We start from the raw sequence: 15,524 nt of genomic DNA on the forward strand, positions 1-15,524 counted from the left end.
AATCTAAGATAAAAATGATTGGAATCGAAAGGAGTACTAACATGGAAAAGCAGCCTATTGGATTTAGAAATGCAGAACCATTTTTTAACATCATTATGGAAGGACTTAAAGGTGAAGTTGATGGTGAATACTTTTGGGATGCTGTTGCGGATGATGCCGTATTTGATTTTTTATACAACATTCCAGGATTTCCAAACAAGATGGTGGGCCGCTCGACATATATGAATTGGTTTAGTAATTATGGTGTGAAGCTTAATAATGCCGATAACCTTAAGACATATAAAGTGCAGGGAGAAAATATTATTGTTATGGAATATCAAGTCCACGGAATCCAACCAAACTCCGGTAAGCCTTACGATAATCGATTTTGTTCAATTGTTACAATTAAAGATCGAAAAATAGTTTATTGGAGAGACTATATGGATTCGCTTGCTGTTATGCTGTAGAGGAGGAAGCAGAATGTTGGTTCAACAAACGAAACCACGATTAAGAAAGTTTGGTCCAACGGATTTATTCCTATCTCCGCTTGGGCTCGGTTGCTGGCAGTTCAGCAGAGCACGGGGTATCGTCGGGGGGTTCTGGCCAAAGCTGGACAATGAGCTCGTTCACGACATCGTACGCGTCAGTCTCGAGGGCGGCATCAACTGGTTCGATACGGCCGAAATCTACGGCGACGGGGAATCTGAGCAAATACTAGCTGAATCCTTGCATGCAGCTGGGGATTTAGCCAAGGATGCTCACGTTGCCACCAAATGGTGGCCAGCGCTTCGTACCGCTAGCAACATTCCGCGCACGATCGATGAACGGCTTCGCCTTTTGGACGGATACCCTATCGACTTGTATATGATCCATCAACCTTTTTCTTTTTCCTCGGTTACAAGCGAGATGAGGCAAATGGCGAAGTTGGTGAATGAGGGCAAAATCCGCAACATCGGGGTCAGCAACTTCAATGCACGAAAGATGCGGGAGGCGGATCGCGTCTTGAAGGAGTATGGTCTGAAGCTAGCATCCAACCAAGTGAAATACAGCTTGCTGGATCGTCGGATCGAACGTAACGGCATACTGGAGACTGCCCAAGAGCTTGGTGCTGCTATTATCGCTTATTCTCCACTCGAGCAAGGCATTCTAAGCGGCAAGTTTCATTACAATCCGGAGCTAATTCGTAAGGCCCCCGGACCGCGCCGTCTCATGAAAGGCTTCAAGCCGCACGGCTTGCGGCAAACGAAACCGCTCATCGACGTCTTGGAAAGATTGGCCGTCCAATATGATGCCTCCGCGACGCAAGTCGCGCTCAACTGGATCATTCATGCACACGGCGATTCCGTGTTCGCCATCCCCGGAGCGTCCAAGCTCCGCCACGTCGAGGAGAATGTGAGAGCGATGAGCTTCCGTCTGACGGCCTCCGAGATCGGTGAACTAAGCGAAATGTCTGCTCAAGTTGCATTAAAGTAATTGGCTGATAAGCTTAAACTTCGATTATTAGCCACTATATGAAACCGATCCTTGAGACCCCAAGTCCATTGATCGGTTTCTTTGTGCATACTACTGTTGAGTCATCTAACCTCATCTTACAAAAAAAGTAAATTGAAGTTGAGCAAATATTGCAACTTTAAGAAGATACCTTTCGTCTATTAAATAGGTTTAAATTTACTAATGTGGATGAAGGAGGTAATTGTTGAATGAAGGATTCGCTTTTTGAAGATGCAATGATGCTCAGGGCTGGTCAGCACACTTGTACAGAACAGCGTATCGCAGAAAATTAGGGATAACATCCATCTCAACTCTTCAACTAAAGTTAACATGAAAATGAAAACTTTGGAACGAATACCGAGTATAACCAAATGTACAGGTTTAACTCGAGAGAATGGATAGGAGTGTGATCCAATGAGCTGGAAAAAAGCAGCCATTGCGGCTGTAGTTGGAGCGCAAGTCATCATGACATGCGCTTTCGACGCATCAGCGGAAGGGGCAACTGTTGTTTGGAAGCCCGTACCTAGTGTGCAGCCGGAGTTTCAGCACGAAATGTTCCCTTCGGAGGTACCTGAATCAGGTAGAGTGCCTGCCGTTATTAGGTTGCTGAGCAACATCCCTTTTTATGACAAATATGAGGATTCCGGTGGTCCACCTCAGGGCTATTTGGCTCCTCAGGAGGTGCAAGTAGTCAAGGCAGGCATGCCATGGTCGGGAACGTATAATTGGTGGAAAGTCAGCACCTGGCTTGGCGATAAGTGGATCAATGTGCCTTCAAAAGCGTTGGACGTCTCTCCTCCGAAGCAAGTATCGCTGCTCGACAATACGCTGATGTACGCCAACCCGACTGCTAATTCACCATCAACGGGTTCATTGGCACCGCAGGATGTCGAAGTGGTGGCTGCTACGAAAAGATGGTTTGTTGCCGATAACTTCGATGACAGCACGATGACATGGCTGCAGATTCATACGACCTGGCTCGGTGATCAATGGATTCGAGTTCCCCTTAATCGTATTGGTACGCTGCGGAGCGTTGTGCCGGAGAAAGAATATTTCATGAACGAAAGCAACATACCGCAAGGTGTTGGGCAAATAACCGCAGAGTTCATTTCGCCATTCAGCAGCACGGGCTATCGTGTGGAGACAATGAGCGGTGTTCAATGGATGTATTACCGAGGTGCGAAGATTGAAGAGTCCCAAGAAAGCTTGGAGCTGGATACGCGAACAACGCTTTTTGCCAAACCGTATTCTTACGGGGAAGAGGTGGCAATTCTTCAGCCTCAGAACGTGCACGTTTTCGAGCGAATTAACAACAATCCATATGGGAATTCAGCGGATGAACCAATCTGGTATCATGTTCATACGTCAGCAGGGGATGGTTGGTTGAATAAACAGTTTGCCGATCCTATTGCTGCTAAACCGACAGATGTGGCCATTGAATTGAAATCAAATGCACAGCTAATGAACTACCCCTCAGGTAACTGGTATAAATACGCGCAAGCGTCGCCTCAAATTATTCACCCGATTCGATATTGGGATGATACGGTAGGGAACCGTTGGTACCAGATTGATTCTTATGTCGGGCTTGTCTGGTTGAAATTAAATCCATATTCCGATCATATTGTGGGTGAAGGATTTGATCCGGCTATTGACATGTCCTTCTACACCTTATACTACAACAGTGCGAAGATTGAAGGTGAGGAGCTTAAGTTTCAAGATCGACAAGTGGGATATATACGCGATAACACATGGTATGTATCCATTCCCTTTCTATCCGAAGGTTTCCGTTACGATAAAAGTGAATCAGGCGGCTGGACCACATACCAGAACAGCAGATTTGGTAATGGTTTCCGCATTAAGCCCGGTTCATTGCAGGCAACAACACTTTGGAACGGTAAAGAGGTTCAGCAGGTGAGCTTGACAGCAGCACCACAGGCCTCGTCAAATGGAGAGATATTTCTGAACGAAGCTGATGTACGGAACTTGTTCGGTTCACTTATAGCTAAGGTTGATAACTCCCTTACCTTCACTCTTCAGGCGTACAATGTGACTGCTCTTGCTATTCCCACTTCAGTCGATTCAGATCAGATGGTACTCAATGTTGCCTTCAGGGACAGCACTCAACAGATCCCAGTCAATGCTTCACCTGAATTAAGACCCAAGTTGACTGTAGAAGAGATTGGAGCCCCACCGGCAGAGGCCATCCAGACCTACTCAAAATGGATTGCACCAATTCAGTGGGATATGGCTTTCTTCCAATACAAAGCCATCAAGCCGCTGAAGGTCGGACAGAACCAGCTGCGGGCCAGACTTGAGATTGGCGGTAGGGTTTTATGGCAACAAGAATTCACGATTATGAGGACGAAATAGCTTCAAAGGAAAAAGATCGTACTCCGACGAGGCCGGAGACGATCTTTTTTGATGTTTTACTTGGTAGCGGGAGCTGTTACTTCCCAGTTTTTCATATAGACGATGCGCTCTCCAACCTTGATTTCTACCGTCAGGGGATTGCTTCCCGGCTGTAGAGGGGCGTCGAGCGTCACGTCAAAGACGTCTACGTTCATACCGAGCCCGTAAAGGCGCTTTACTGCCGCTTTGTAGACTTCAACCGGATCGTCTGGAGCGGCATCGCGCCGTTTCACGAGGATCGTCATCTCGGCGGACTCCGTTCCGGCTTCAATATACGTGTTCTCGTACAGCAGGCCCGAGAGGTGCAAGCGATTCCCGTCGACCGCCGCAGGCAAGGTGAAACCGCCAATCTCATATTCGCGGGAGCTTAATACGACGTGCTTTTCGCCAAAAACGACTTTGTCGTTATACAACGCGGAAGCGCCGAAGAGCTGGCGCACTTCCGCTAAGCCGAGCAGCGGAGGGAGCTTCGTATCCGCAACCGACGCCGGCGCCGACGTGAGCTTTACTTCACTGACCGGCGTGTCGTGCCAGAACGTCTTCGCCGTTTGCTCCCCAGCCTTGAGCTGGAAGCCGTACCCCGCTGTATGCATTAACGACCACCAGCCGTTCGCATCGGGACCAATCAGCTTGAACTGGTACTGTTTCGCCAAAAAGTCCGCGCTGAGCTGCGGCTCGCCATTCTGCAAATGACCGATGGTGTCAGCTCCGAACGTAAATATCCCCGCATCATTGTGATAAAAGGCGCCTTGATACCGCATCGCCGAGCGAATCTGAACGTCGTTCTCGCGGTCCTTAAGCGTGATACTGTCTTCAAAGGGCAGAAGCTTCACCCAGCCTTCGCCGACAAAGGAGTTGATCTTGTACCAGCGCGTCCCGTCCGGAGCGCTCCAAGCAGCCAGCGGCTGCAAAGTTTGCGGTCCAATCTGCCCGTTTCTCAGTGGAATCCCGTTGTTCGGAAAACGCATGATAGGCGTCGCACCGTTATGCAATACGATCGATTCTGTATCGTCGGACGTCTCTTCCGGCTCGGCATAGGACGGGCTGAACCAGCCCTCGGCTTGCTCGTTCCGCACGTGGTACCAGTTTTCATGGGTCATGTAGTCGTCATTCTGCGTCGTTTCAATGACGTTCAAAATTTCGGGTGGAAGCTCCGAGATGATTTCTGAATAGGCAAAAGGATACTTGAACAAGACATAAGGCTTCGTCCGCTTGATCGTCTGCTGGCTTGCTTGAATCGGCATGCCAGGGCCGTATGCCCACTTCGTACCTTGCTCCGTTTCGAAGCTGTAAGAGCTGCCTAGCAGAGAGCGGAACTGGGCGGTTTGCCGAACGAATAGGTTCGTTAGCAGTCCATCGCTCTGCTCCGTAATGACGTGTAGAAAAGGTGAATTCTGATAGTTAACGCCAGGATAAAACGCCCAATTGTTCGTCTCTGTATACGTGCCAATTTCATCGAGATGCAGGTGGATCCATTGATCCCCGAGCCACGTCGTGTGAATTTTGAGCCAGTGCATCGGATTGTTGTCGGGTTCCGCTTGCCGGAACCAGTTCTTCTCCGCATCGACGACCGTAACGTCCTGCGGCGATAGCGCAGCTGTAGGTCCGGCGGCTTCCGCAGGGCGGGCGTAGAGCGGCGTTTCCGCCATTAAGTGAATCGTTTGCGGCGGAGGCACTTCGATTTGCCAAGGAGCGGTCTTGACCCAGCGGTCGCCGACATCGGTATGTATTTTCCACCAATTATAGGCCCCAGACCAATGCGACTCCGCTTCGATGACGTTGACCGTTTGCGGAGCAAAAGTGCCATCCGGGTCGTTATTGAGCGTGTTCGGAATGACGTAGTACGCCATGTTTTCCACGAATGTAAGTGTCTTGGGGATGAAAATGCCGTCTGCCGGTTGCGTCGGCGTATCCGCATATTCCGATGCGCTAGCGCCGGAGGTCAACAGCACGAACGGGATTGCAGCGCCTGCTGCAGCGATGAGAGTTGCTTTTCTCCACATGCGTTGGTCTCCTTTTGGATGAAATTTTCAATCGTCTAGTATATTCTACTAAGAAATGGTTCAGAAGTTGTGGTAAAGATCCGAATCTGGAGACCTTCAATTATCTGAGCTTTAAACATGTCTGCGGTATTGGACAATAAGGCGAATTAGCGCTGCTACGATTCTGGGGATCCCGATTGCGGGAAATCCCTACGTAGGATTCTGATTGGGGCTGAAGGTACAAAGGAGCATACCTAAGGCTGTCTGGACGAAGATTTCAATTTGAAGCCGTTCATACACGTATCCCAACCTTGGTTAAATCCTCTCCAGTCTTCTCCTTTCGGTAGGAGCACCGAGCTAATTCCACCTAGCCCCCAATCCTCGTAAATCACGTCTTTGCTACCTTCCTGGTGGTTATTCACGATCAGAACGCGGAACTTTCCATGAATAAGACTTTTTAATGCTGCATGTAGCTCCTGCGCTTCCTTTCTTTTAGAATTGGTTCTAATAAAAAGAATTGGTTGACCTTGAATAGTTTTCAAAAATCGATCTACGCGTCGATTGAGCTTTTGTTTAAACGCTGGATAAGCTTCCGGCCATCGCTCCGCTGTGAGATAAAGAGGGAAGTCATGGAAAGATATAACGTCATTTGCGGTATCTCTTACAACAAAGCATTCATTGGTAGTGCCAATGAGTTCAAGCTGGCTAAGTTCCATAAATCCGTTGAAACGATGATCTATCAAACGAACCACTCCCCCGATCGAATCGGAAACAAACCAATCTAAGGGACCAGCATATTTTCGTAAGCCCAGTCTTTTAAGTTGATATGCTGTTTGACATGTAGAACCCAGACTAATGTAGGCCGTATAACCACCTAGGGAATCTCTCCATTTCATAACTTTCACTCCCGTTTCAACAACCGATCTCCTCCACAATGACGAGTAGAATTAAAGTATGCAAAAATTATAATTGCGCTTGGGCAAGTATACGGTGTAATCCGAAAGTTTTTACTGACAGACAATTTATATGCAAGTTTATCCTCAACATAAAGCTTGAGCAACTGTGGGTCGCTCCGCTAACCTTTGACCTTAAGGCCCTTCAACGGCTAATGCTAAAGGCGACTTTGTGACTAAGATACTACAACGAGCGGGTTGGAAATGATGTGTAGTGTAACCTGTGTTATTTCGCTGCCGCAGAATGATAATTGAAAAACGAACCAAAATATAGACTAATGTCCAATCAATGACTATGTACCGAGAGTATGAATATACCGTAATGAAAATTTATTTGAGGGGAATGAGTAGATATGAGTGGTGCAAGTTGTGCAGGTTACGGTGTTAACAACGCAGCAGCTGTTCTGGTTCTTTTTATTCTTTTGGTTATTATCTTAATGACTTTTGCAATTTAAACCAACATCACAAAAAAACAAAAACGGTCTTATCGCGAAATAGCTCCGAATACAGACCGTTTTTTCTTGTTGTTTAAATGAGGGTGACGGGTGAGTTGGGTGCTGGATGGCAATAACAATATATGGTCAAGTGGATGTTTACGCACTAGGTTGTTTGAAATATGATATCTTAGTCGCTTTGCGAATCCTCTTAAAAATGCGATTAAGGCTGCCGGCATCAATAGCCCAGTTGAAGTAACGGACAGGTTAATTTCTTAAACCAACACAAAGAACAACAAGAAAAAAGGTCGCTAAATAAAATACGTGTCGTTTTTTAGCGTTGTTGTCTTATCATAAAAAAAGTCACCCTTAGATTAAGAATAAGGGTGACCCTTTTATGGTAAATGAAGGTGAAATTTGAGATAGTTGCTCTGGTGGTTTAATATATAAGATTCAAGTTTAAAAATAATGCGTGGGCACATAGTTGGAATTAGCCGCTATTTTTTCCGGGTGTTATAAGAAGGTGTTTGACCCGGCACTGAGTGAGCGAAACAAGATAATACTAATTCTCAGTTTCTGTCCGATTTCATTGTTCGTCTATTTTAAAAAATGTAGATCAGGATTCCAGTAGTACAAATTCACAAGCACCAACATATCTGCTGTCACTCTTCTGAAGGGACCATCCGAAATCTTTATAATAAATGCTGGCTATTCAATTCTCAATTTGGTACATACGTCCAATCAATCACCACTTAACGAACATATTTTATACCGTAGTGACAAATCACCAGAGGGGAATGAGTACACATGGGAGCAGTAGGTTATGGTGGAAGTTGTGCAGGTTATGGTAACAACGCAGCAGCTATTTTGGTTCTGTTTATTCTTTTGGTAATCATCACATCAGCTTTTGTATGGTAATTTCTTAATCTAACTGAGAAAAACAAAAACGGTCCTATCGCGAACCAGATGCGAACACGGGCCGTTTTTTCTCGTTGAGAATCCTTAATCTTAACGGGATTGAGGAATTGGGGTAACTTCCTTGTTTGTTTCGCTTACGCAGAACGTTTGTTCGAAAATAGAAACCAGGACGAGGGTGCTTGTTAACCTCATAATACGAAGGGCAGTTTAGCTTAGGCTGTTGGAAGGGACAGGCTTCGCGTCTTATAGAAATGGATGCGGATGCGGATTGAGTTGCCCAGCCTTCAGCGGTTCTTTCGCATATCCAAGCTCCGCCGGCACCTGAAGCGCTCTCTTCAGCCCTGTCAAGCGTTGCAAATGATGTCCGAACGTCATAGGGAGCATTCCCGGAATCAGAACTTTTACGCAATGCAGCCCGTTTCGTAGCGTTTCCTGCGACGACTGATCCACCACGATCACATCGAGGTTCAAGCGGCGAAACACCTTGATCATGTCCTTCAGATCATCAGTTAGATCCGTATGACTTGCCTTACGCGTGAACTCCTCGTCAAACGTTCTGAGCGGACGCTGTTCATCCAGCAAAAATTGCAGCCGTTCCTCTGCCTGCGGCAAACCGTACAGCATGGCATGATCCTCCATTTGCAATACGAGAAGCGGATTGTCGAACATTTGGTTAAAATGTTCTAGGCCCGCCTCAAATCTCTCTTGCAAGAAGACCAACCTGCCGGCCAATTCGTGAATGGCGCTTTTCGCTGCTCGTATCGGATCTAAATGAGCTCCCGCAGCACAGATAAGATTCATCTTCCCGGGGCTGACGCTTTTCGCGAGCGCCCAAATGCTCGGAATCCCATTCTCCATCGTCATGTTAAACAAAAGTACATTGTATCCGGCAACAACGCGCAGCCTTTCGAGCATGAGCAGCAGTTCCTGATCGTTGGCGGAATAGGGGTCCAGGCGAGGGATAGGCAACTGCGCATACCAAGTCATCAGGAACGAGTCGCGCTCCGTCACTTCCAAAATCCCATGTAAGATGGCTTCCTCCAAGCTTCCACCTAACGCACAACCGTTGGAGCCTTCCTGGACAAAGCCGCTGCCGAATCCCGAGCTGTAATAAGCGAGACTCTCCGGGATAAGGATCGGACAGTTCTGCATGAGCGAATAGCCCCATACCCAATCGATCGGGAGGTCGGGATCAAACGGTTCGAACGGGAAATCAGGCTGCGCGTACTGTTCCTTCGAATATAAGCCAACCTTGGAGGGCTCAAGCGCTTGATCCGCAACATGGTTAAAGCTGTCGTAGATTACGGTACGTTTACCGCGAGGGGTTATACCGCAGTGTCGCTCCAATCCTTCCAAGATCGCAGTCAATTCGCTTTCCGCATAAGAAAAGCTGCGGCCTCCCGTTACCTCATCTCCCATCAGAAATGACGGCAGATTGACTCCAACCCCGGCAAACGGCGACTTGAGGTCAAGCATCTTGGCATTAAAAACGCCGGTCCGAGAATCCATATAATCCTTGGCCAAATGTGGTTTCAGGTCGTCTATTGGACGGCAGCGGTAACTGTCGATGTTTATCTTCGGTCTCGGCTTGAGTGAAATGTTGGACGCCGCCGATGAATCGTCGAGCAAGCTGCCGCACACCTCACAGAGTGGGTCAGGCAGAATGAAATGGAGCGAGGTATTCAGAGTTTTCAGGTTAACGATATACATATGCTCCTCCGTATGGGCTCGGCTGCCCTGCAACACTCGCTCCATCTCGGCAATTAACAAGTGGGCTGTATGCCAAAGACCTGAAGGCGAAGATCTTACGCTTTGTATATCCCCAGGCGACGCCGTGAAACGTCGGTTATCCGCACACTGGGAGCAACCTGGCGTGCTCGGACGAATCAACGGCCCGACGATGCCTTCATCCATTGCAATAAAGCCCCGCAACCACGGGATGCCGGCCTGCTGTAGAACCTCTTCAACCTCGAAGTATCCGGAGGAAGGCCAGTCATCATTCAGCACCACTACTAATTTCGCCGCTATTGGTAATTCTGAAGTGAAATCTGCCTGTCGAACGACCTCATAATGGTCCAATAGCTCTCTGCATACGTAGTCGGCCAATAATCCTTCTCCGACAACTGATATGATAGCATTCACGCAGTTCACCTCATCTCGCGGCAATGTGCCCCGTTCGTTTCAGCGACATTCTATAAGATGATTTCAGTATATATGAGTGATGACTAATATATGCGCGTATTGGACAATGTGCTTACAATTTTTCTATAGGAACCACAAAGCCGATTTAACATATTGATCATCAAGAAAGGAAAGTACATGGTCAGAATTCGTGGCGAAATAGGATGTCCACTTAGCCCAAGCAATTACGCATGCGCCTATTCGGTATAAGACATGAGGGACAAATAGCTGCACATAAAATTACTTGTGAAGGGTTTGGAATGATCGGGAATTACGAAGGAGGAATAAAGTGACAAAATTGAACCATTCGATGCGACTGAAGATGAAAAGGACTACATTTTTCAACCATAATTCAACCAGAAGTGGGAATTTTCGTAACAACGAAAGCTCGTTCCGCATGAAAGACGAATTGATTGATCATTTTGTTCAAGATGTGAGCCAAGACACTCCACATCAATTACCGGACGGGGTTCTCAAAGAGTATGCTTCTCAAATTGAGTTTTTGGACACTTTCGGTAATTCTGGTGCTCACCGGTTTCATCTCTATCGTCAGGCCAAAGTATTGTTGGTTGGTTCAGGTCCATTTTTGATCTCGGTCATTTCTGCGCTGCTTGTATCCGGAATGCCCAAGTTTCACGTGCTAGTCTCTGGCTCAGAGCCAACTGATCGGCAAAGGATGTTAAAACTGGCGGCACATGCTCGTAAATCGGACCCCGAAGTGACAATAGAGGAAGTTACCATGCAGGAGGAAGGGGTTAGTAATTGGCGGGAGGCAGTGAGGCCATTTGATTCAATTTTGTTTGTGTCACAGGAGGGTGATATCGAGCAACTGCGGATTCTTCACGCGGTTTGCAGGGAGGAGAGGAAGGTGTTTATTCCAGCATTGTGTCTGCAGCAGGTGGGCCTGGCAGGTCCGTTAGTGCATCCGGACTTTGAGGGATGCTGGGAGTCAGCGTTTCGCAATATTCACGAATCTGCGATTTATAAAGACCCTCAGCTGCATACCTTTTCTTCTACAGCTGGAGCGATGTTAGCGAATGTGATCGTGTTTCAATTATTAAAAAAGATTACGGGTGTGAACGATGCGGAACAAAGTAATCAATTCTTCCTGCTTAATCTGGAGACATTGGAAGGAAAATGGCATACGTTCATGCCTCATCCTCTTGTGACCGGACCTCCCGCAGCAGAATGGATTCATGAGTTCGATCTGCATCTGGAACGGAGATCAAGCAAAATTGAGAACGGATTGCTTCCTTACTTCAGCCGGTTGACATCGACTGAATCAGGAATTTTCCATATTTGGGAGGAGGGAGACTTAAAGCAGTTACCACTTTCTCAGTGTCGCGTTCAGGCAGTCGATCCACTATCGGAAGGCCCGGCTAGGCTTTTGCCAGACATTATTTGTACAGATTTGACGCATGAGGGAGCCAGGCGGGAAGCGGGGCTGGCCGGGATTGAAGCGTATGTTTCTCGAATGGCAGGTCTGCTTGTTTCGATGCTTCCATCCTCTCAGGAATCAGAGTGCAAGAGGATAGGTCAGCAGGAATTTATCGGCGTTGGAGCGGGAGAAACGGTTGCGGAAGGCGTTGGCCGAGGGCTACAATGGAGTTTGGCCGAGGTACTGGGAAAGCGACACGCATATCAGTTGCCTTCTGTCTTTCGAGTAAAGTTGTCAACAATAGAAGATAAACACTGTCAATTTTATTTGCAGGCTTTGACAACGATGAAGGGAGCACCAATGATTGGTTTAGGAGAGGAAGTATACGGATTCCCTGTGATGTGGGTCGGTACAAGTGATCGTTGGTATGGCGCTGTAGGCTTGAATGTGACCGTAGCATTGCGGGATGTTTTGCAACAGGCTTTGATAGAGGCACAAAACCAGCTGGCTTGCCGCACATCGAAAGTATTGGAGGTATCGTCTGTACATCTAGCCGAACAGTTACCTCTAATCTTTGAGATCCCCTCATGTGAAGTGACATTAAGATCGGATGTTCTAAAGACCGCCTTACAGGTCTTGGAACGGAACTGTAAGAGGCTCTTGGTCTTGGATCTAGCAGTAGAACCGTTTTTGAAAGAGGAAATGGCAGGTGTGTTTGGCGTTTTGCTGAGAGAGGGGGAATCCCGGTGAGCAACGAGAAAAAACGACCGCATTTTATTTCGCGGCCGTTTTTTCTCGTTGCTCATTGTGTTGGACTAAGAAATTACCATACAAAAGCTGATGTGATGATTACCAAAAGAATAAATAGAACCAAAATTGCTGCTGCGCTTGAACCGTAACCTGCACAACTTCCACCATAACCTACTGCTCCCATGTGCACTCATTCCCCTCTGGTGATTTGTCACTACGGTATAAATTATGTTCGTTGAATAGTGATTGATTGGACGTATGTACCAAATTGCATGTTGGAATAACTAGGGATTTCATCCCGGGCCATTGTCAAACCGATTATAGAGCACAATTCCACGAAATTTCGTCTCTTTTTACTTCTCAGACTACTGTCATTTCAAATAATATCATTTCGTATAACCGGACAAATTTCCAAATCTAAACTGTATTCATAACTTAAGATAGGCACTTAACTAGTGACGAGTATGAAGTAATTAGAACATGAGGTGCAAAACAATTGAAAATCAATACACCGAACCAAGAAACACCACAACCGATAAGAAGTGATGGAGCGGGTTGGTGGGATTTAGGACCACGTGACATTATGCGAGACAAAGAAAACCCTGACATGCTTGTTTCTCCTGTCACTGATGCTGGATCGTTACCCAACCTAAAATTCTCTTTCTCTGATACAAATATGCAATTAAATCACGGTGGTTGGTCACGTGAAGTGACGGTTAGACAACTTCCGATTGCGACCGAGCTTGCAGGGGTGAATATGGCTCTGACTCCGGGTGGTGTTCGAGAACTGCATTGGCATCAGCAAGCGGAATGGGCGATCGTGCTTGTGGGGCGAACACGCATTACATCCGTCGATCAAAACGGGAGGAACTTTATTGCTGACATAGGCGTGGGAGACCTTTGGTACTTCCCTCCAGGAATTCCGCATTCTCTTCAAGGACTCGAAGAAGGCACTGAGTTTTTGCTCGTTTTCCCTGACGGTAACTTTTCTGACCTTAATACATTAGCTATCACCGATTTCTTCGCACATACTCCAAAGGAAGTTCTTTCGGCGAATTTTGGTGTTCCAAAAAGCGCTTTTGAAAATATCCCGAAACATCAAGTGTACATTTTTCAATCTGATGTTCCCGGTCCAATAGAAAGTCAACAGGTGGCAGATCCTCAAGGTACGATACCATTACCCTTTAAACATCGACTACTTGCACAAGAGCCGATTGTTACGCCGGGCGGGAGTACAGTGCGTATCGTGGATTCAACCAATTTTCCTATTTCGACTCAAATATCCGCAGCGTTACTTGAAATCAAACCGGGTGCCATGAGAGAAATGCACTGGCATCCCAACGCTGATGAATGGCAATATTATATCTCTGGTACGGCGCGCATGACGGTTATGGCACCCAATGGTACGGCGCGTACTTTTGATTATCGTGCTGGTGACGTGGGATATGTACCACGTGCCTTCGGACACTATATTCAAAACACTGGTGATCAAAGCGTGTGGGCATTGGAGATGTTTAAGAGCGATCGTTTTGAAGATGTTTCACTCAATCAGTGGATGGCGCTCACTCCTCATCAAATAGTAGAAAAGAACTTACATGTAGGGCCAGAGTTCATGAATGCTTTGAAAAAGGAAAAACAGTTTATAGTTAGTCATCCCGGATTCTCATTTAACCCAAAAACAGATAGATAAGTATACTAGCACTGAAAGGCACTCAGAACATTAGTTCGGCAGATGATATATATTTGAACGTGAATCTTTAAGGTGCCGAAGGAATATGCTCAATCGGGAATGATCCGCTTAAATTATTTTTGAGGCCGCCGTTTGGCGGTGTAAAAGGGCGTCCTCCGGTATGCGACACCGGCGTCCACTAGCCGTTGCGCGTAACAACAGCGATTATTGGCGGCAGTCAAAGAGTACTTTCAAAAAAATGGGTGAGAAGCGTGGCTTAATTGTAGAGCATCACAGCGGGAAAACGGGTGGAGACTCAACTGAAAATTACTTTAAGTGAATTATTAATCAGGCAGATGTAATTATTATCATAAATGGTGCAATAAAACATACTTCTATGTGGGCTGTTAGGGAGCTAGCAGAAAAAATGGGGAAGAAGATTGACTACCATGATGGCTTCATTTGAAGAGGGGTTACTATAGAGACTGATATTTACCATTTTCGAAATGTTATGTTTAAGAAAAAAATAAAAAACTGGCAAGATATTGAGCTTACTTCTACATCGCTAAACAATATCGAAGTCTATGTTTACATTCAACATACAGGTGAGCTCAAGAAACTATGACTTGCTGCGTTGCATAAAATGGAATACGTCATTTGATCACCAACACGGACTGGTGTGAAATTTAAAGGGATGAGCACGCAAAATATCGGGATAGGTATTCCAGGGAAAAGAAAGAATCCCAAAATTTATCAAGTCAATCACAAAAATTATCAATGAAAGCGCATTCTTTAGTTTTGTAAGATAAAGGTGTAAATAATAACTTACATAATCTTGAAGGGGGATAAGAAATATTATAAAAAGAAGATTAGTAACTTCGCCTAATTTCATCAATGATTTCAAAGCGGAACTTCTGCCACTCAACGATTTAAGTATTACGGCTAAAAATACAAAAGCTAAGCCATTTGCTGTAGACGGTAAGTGCTGTCATATTATTCCCTGAACTTGTTTACTATCACCCAAGTGTTTTTAAAGAATTAGGCTTGAGCGTTCCAACAAAGTGGGAGCAGTTTGTAAGTGAATTAACGGTGATAAAAAGAGCGGTACATATCAGCCTTATGCAATGGGCGGTAAGGACTCCTGGCCGAGCTACTCGTTAAATGAATTTATACCGTTGCTAGCATCTGGCGACGAAAACTATTATGACAAAATCGCTGGAATGGACAAGCCGTTTGACAAAGGTACGTCTTTCTACAAATCTTACAGCGATATCCAAGCTTTGTATGATGCAAAGGCAGGAAAATGGGAGAGGGATGCGTGTCATCTCCTCTCCTCTTTTTGGGAAATCTATGTAAAACAGTTCCTTTTTAAGAGAGTAT

Annotated in this window: 11 protein-coding genes; 7 read left to right on the forward strand and 4 right to left on the reverse strand. The window is 46.2% G+C overall.

What is annotated here, in order from left to right:
* The first annotated feature begins 41 nt into the window (after positions 1-41).
* The 3 genes from AC58UW_RS19290 (at position 42) to AC58UW_RS19300 (ending at position 3,840) form a co-directional block, all read left to right on the forward strand.
* A complete protein-coding gene (locus tag AC58UW_RS19290; protein WP_497422235.1) occupies positions 42-446 on the forward strand; it encodes a nuclear transport factor 2 family protein in 405 nt (134 codons plus the stop codon).
* Between the two features lie 13 nt (positions 447-459).
* Positions 460-1,452: an aldo/keto reductase gene (locus AC58UW_RS19295; RefSeq protein WP_497422236.1), complete on the forward strand. Its 993-nt coding sequence runs from the start codon at positions 460-462 to the stop codon at positions 1,450-1,452.
* A gap of 432 nt (positions 1,453-1,884) precedes the next feature.
* Positions 1,885-3,840 (forward strand): hypothetical protein, encoded by a 1,956-nt coding sequence (locus AC58UW_RS19300; protein ID WP_497422237.1) that lies wholly within the window; start codon positions 1,885-1,887, stop codon positions 3,838-3,840.
* Between the two features lie 56 nt (positions 3,841-3,896).
* Here the strand turns inward: AC58UW_RS19300 and AC58UW_RS19305 are convergent, their stop codons facing one another.
* On the reverse strand, positions 3,897-5,882 hold the full coding sequence (locus tag AC58UW_RS19305) for a hypothetical protein (protein ID WP_497422238.1): 1,986 nt from the start codon (positions 5,880-5,882) through the stop codon (positions 3,897-3,899).
* 233 nt (positions 5,883-6,115) lie between these two features.
* Positions 6,116-6,757 (reverse strand): DUF1796 family putative cysteine peptidase, encoded by a 642-nt coding sequence (locus AC58UW_RS19310; protein WP_497422239.1) that lies wholly within the window; start codon positions 6,755-6,757, stop codon positions 6,116-6,118.
* A gap of 410 nt (positions 6,758-7,167) precedes the next feature.
* Here AC58UW_RS19310 and AC58UW_RS19315 point away from each other — a divergent pair, with 410 nt between their 5' ends.
* Complete coding sequence (locus tag AC58UW_RS19315; RefSeq protein WP_127455727.1) at positions 7,168-7,269, forward strand: sporulation protein YjcZ; 102 nt, start codon at positions 7,168-7,170, stop codon at positions 7,267-7,269.
* Positions 7,270-8,055: 786 nt separating this feature from the next.
* Entirely contained in the window at positions 8,056-8,166 is a 111-nt protein-coding gene (locus AC58UW_RS19320; RefSeq protein WP_127455728.1) for a YjcZ family sporulation protein, read from the forward strand.
* 243 nt (positions 8,167-8,409) lie between these two features.
* On the opposite strand, the gene AC58UW_RS19325 is transcribed toward AC58UW_RS19320, so the two are convergent.
* Complete coding sequence (locus tag AC58UW_RS19325) at positions 8,410-10,308, reverse strand: TOMM precursor leader peptide-binding protein (protein WP_497422240.1); 1,899 nt, start codon at positions 10,306-10,308, stop codon at positions 8,410-8,412.
* Between the two features lie 328 nt (positions 10,309-10,636).
* Between AC58UW_RS19325 and AC58UW_RS19330 the strand changes: the two genes are divergently transcribed.
* Positions 10,637-12,475: a putative thiazole-containing bacteriocin maturation protein gene (locus AC58UW_RS19330; RefSeq protein WP_497422241.1), complete on the forward strand. Its 1,839-nt coding sequence runs from the start codon at positions 10,637-10,639 to the stop codon at positions 12,473-12,475.
* A 73-nt stretch (positions 12,476-12,548) separates the two neighbouring features.
* Here the strand turns inward: AC58UW_RS19330 and AC58UW_RS19335 are convergent, their stop codons facing one another.
* Complete coding sequence (locus tag AC58UW_RS19335) at positions 12,549-12,659, reverse strand: YjcZ family sporulation protein (RefSeq protein WP_079412559.1); 111 nt, start codon at positions 12,657-12,659, stop codon at positions 12,549-12,551.
* Positions 12,660-12,971: 312 nt separating this feature from the next.
* On the opposite strand from AC58UW_RS19335, the gene AC58UW_RS19340 reads away from it, so the two are divergent.
* Positions 12,972-14,165, forward strand: a complete 1,194-nt coding sequence (locus AC58UW_RS19340; RefSeq protein ID WP_497422242.1) for an oxalate decarboxylase family bicupin — start codon at positions 12,972-12,974, stop codon at positions 14,163-14,165.
* Positions 14,166-15,524: the final 1,359 nt, after the last annotated feature.

This window comes from Paenibacillus sp. J22R160, assembly GCF_059692135.1.

Bases quoted from the DNA above. Each gene is read 5' to 3' on its own strand.
- AC58UW_RS19290 (WP_497422235.1), top strand. From the start codon at position 42: ATGGAAAAGCAGCCTATTGGATTTAGAAATGCAGAACCATTTTTTAAC.
- AC58UW_RS19295 (WP_497422236.1), top strand. From the start codon at position 460: ATGTTGGTTCAACAAACGAAACCACGATTAAGAAAGTTTGGTCCAACG.
- AC58UW_RS19300 (WP_497422237.1), top strand. From the start codon at position 1,885: ATGAGCTGGAAAAAAGCAGCCATTGCGGCTGTAGTTGGAGCGCAAGTC.
- AC58UW_RS19305 (WP_497422238.1), bottom strand. From the start codon at position 5,882: ATGTGGAGAAAAGCAACTCTCATCGCTGCAGCAGGCGCTGCAATCCCG.
- AC58UW_RS19310 (WP_497422239.1), bottom strand. From the start codon at position 6,757: ATGAAATGGAGAGATTCCCTAGGTGGTTATACGGCCTACATTAGTCTG.
- AC58UW_RS19315 (WP_127455727.1), top strand. From the start codon at position 7,168: ATGAGTGGTGCAAGTTGTGCAGGTTACGGTGTTAACAACGCAGCAGCT.
- AC58UW_RS19320 (WP_127455728.1), top strand. From the start codon at position 8,056: ATGGGAGCAGTAGGTTATGGTGGAAGTTGTGCAGGTTATGGTAACAAC.
- AC58UW_RS19335 (WP_079412559.1), bottom strand. From the start codon at position 12,659: ATGGGAGCAGTAGGTTATGGTGGAAGTTGTGCAGGTTACGGTTCAAGC.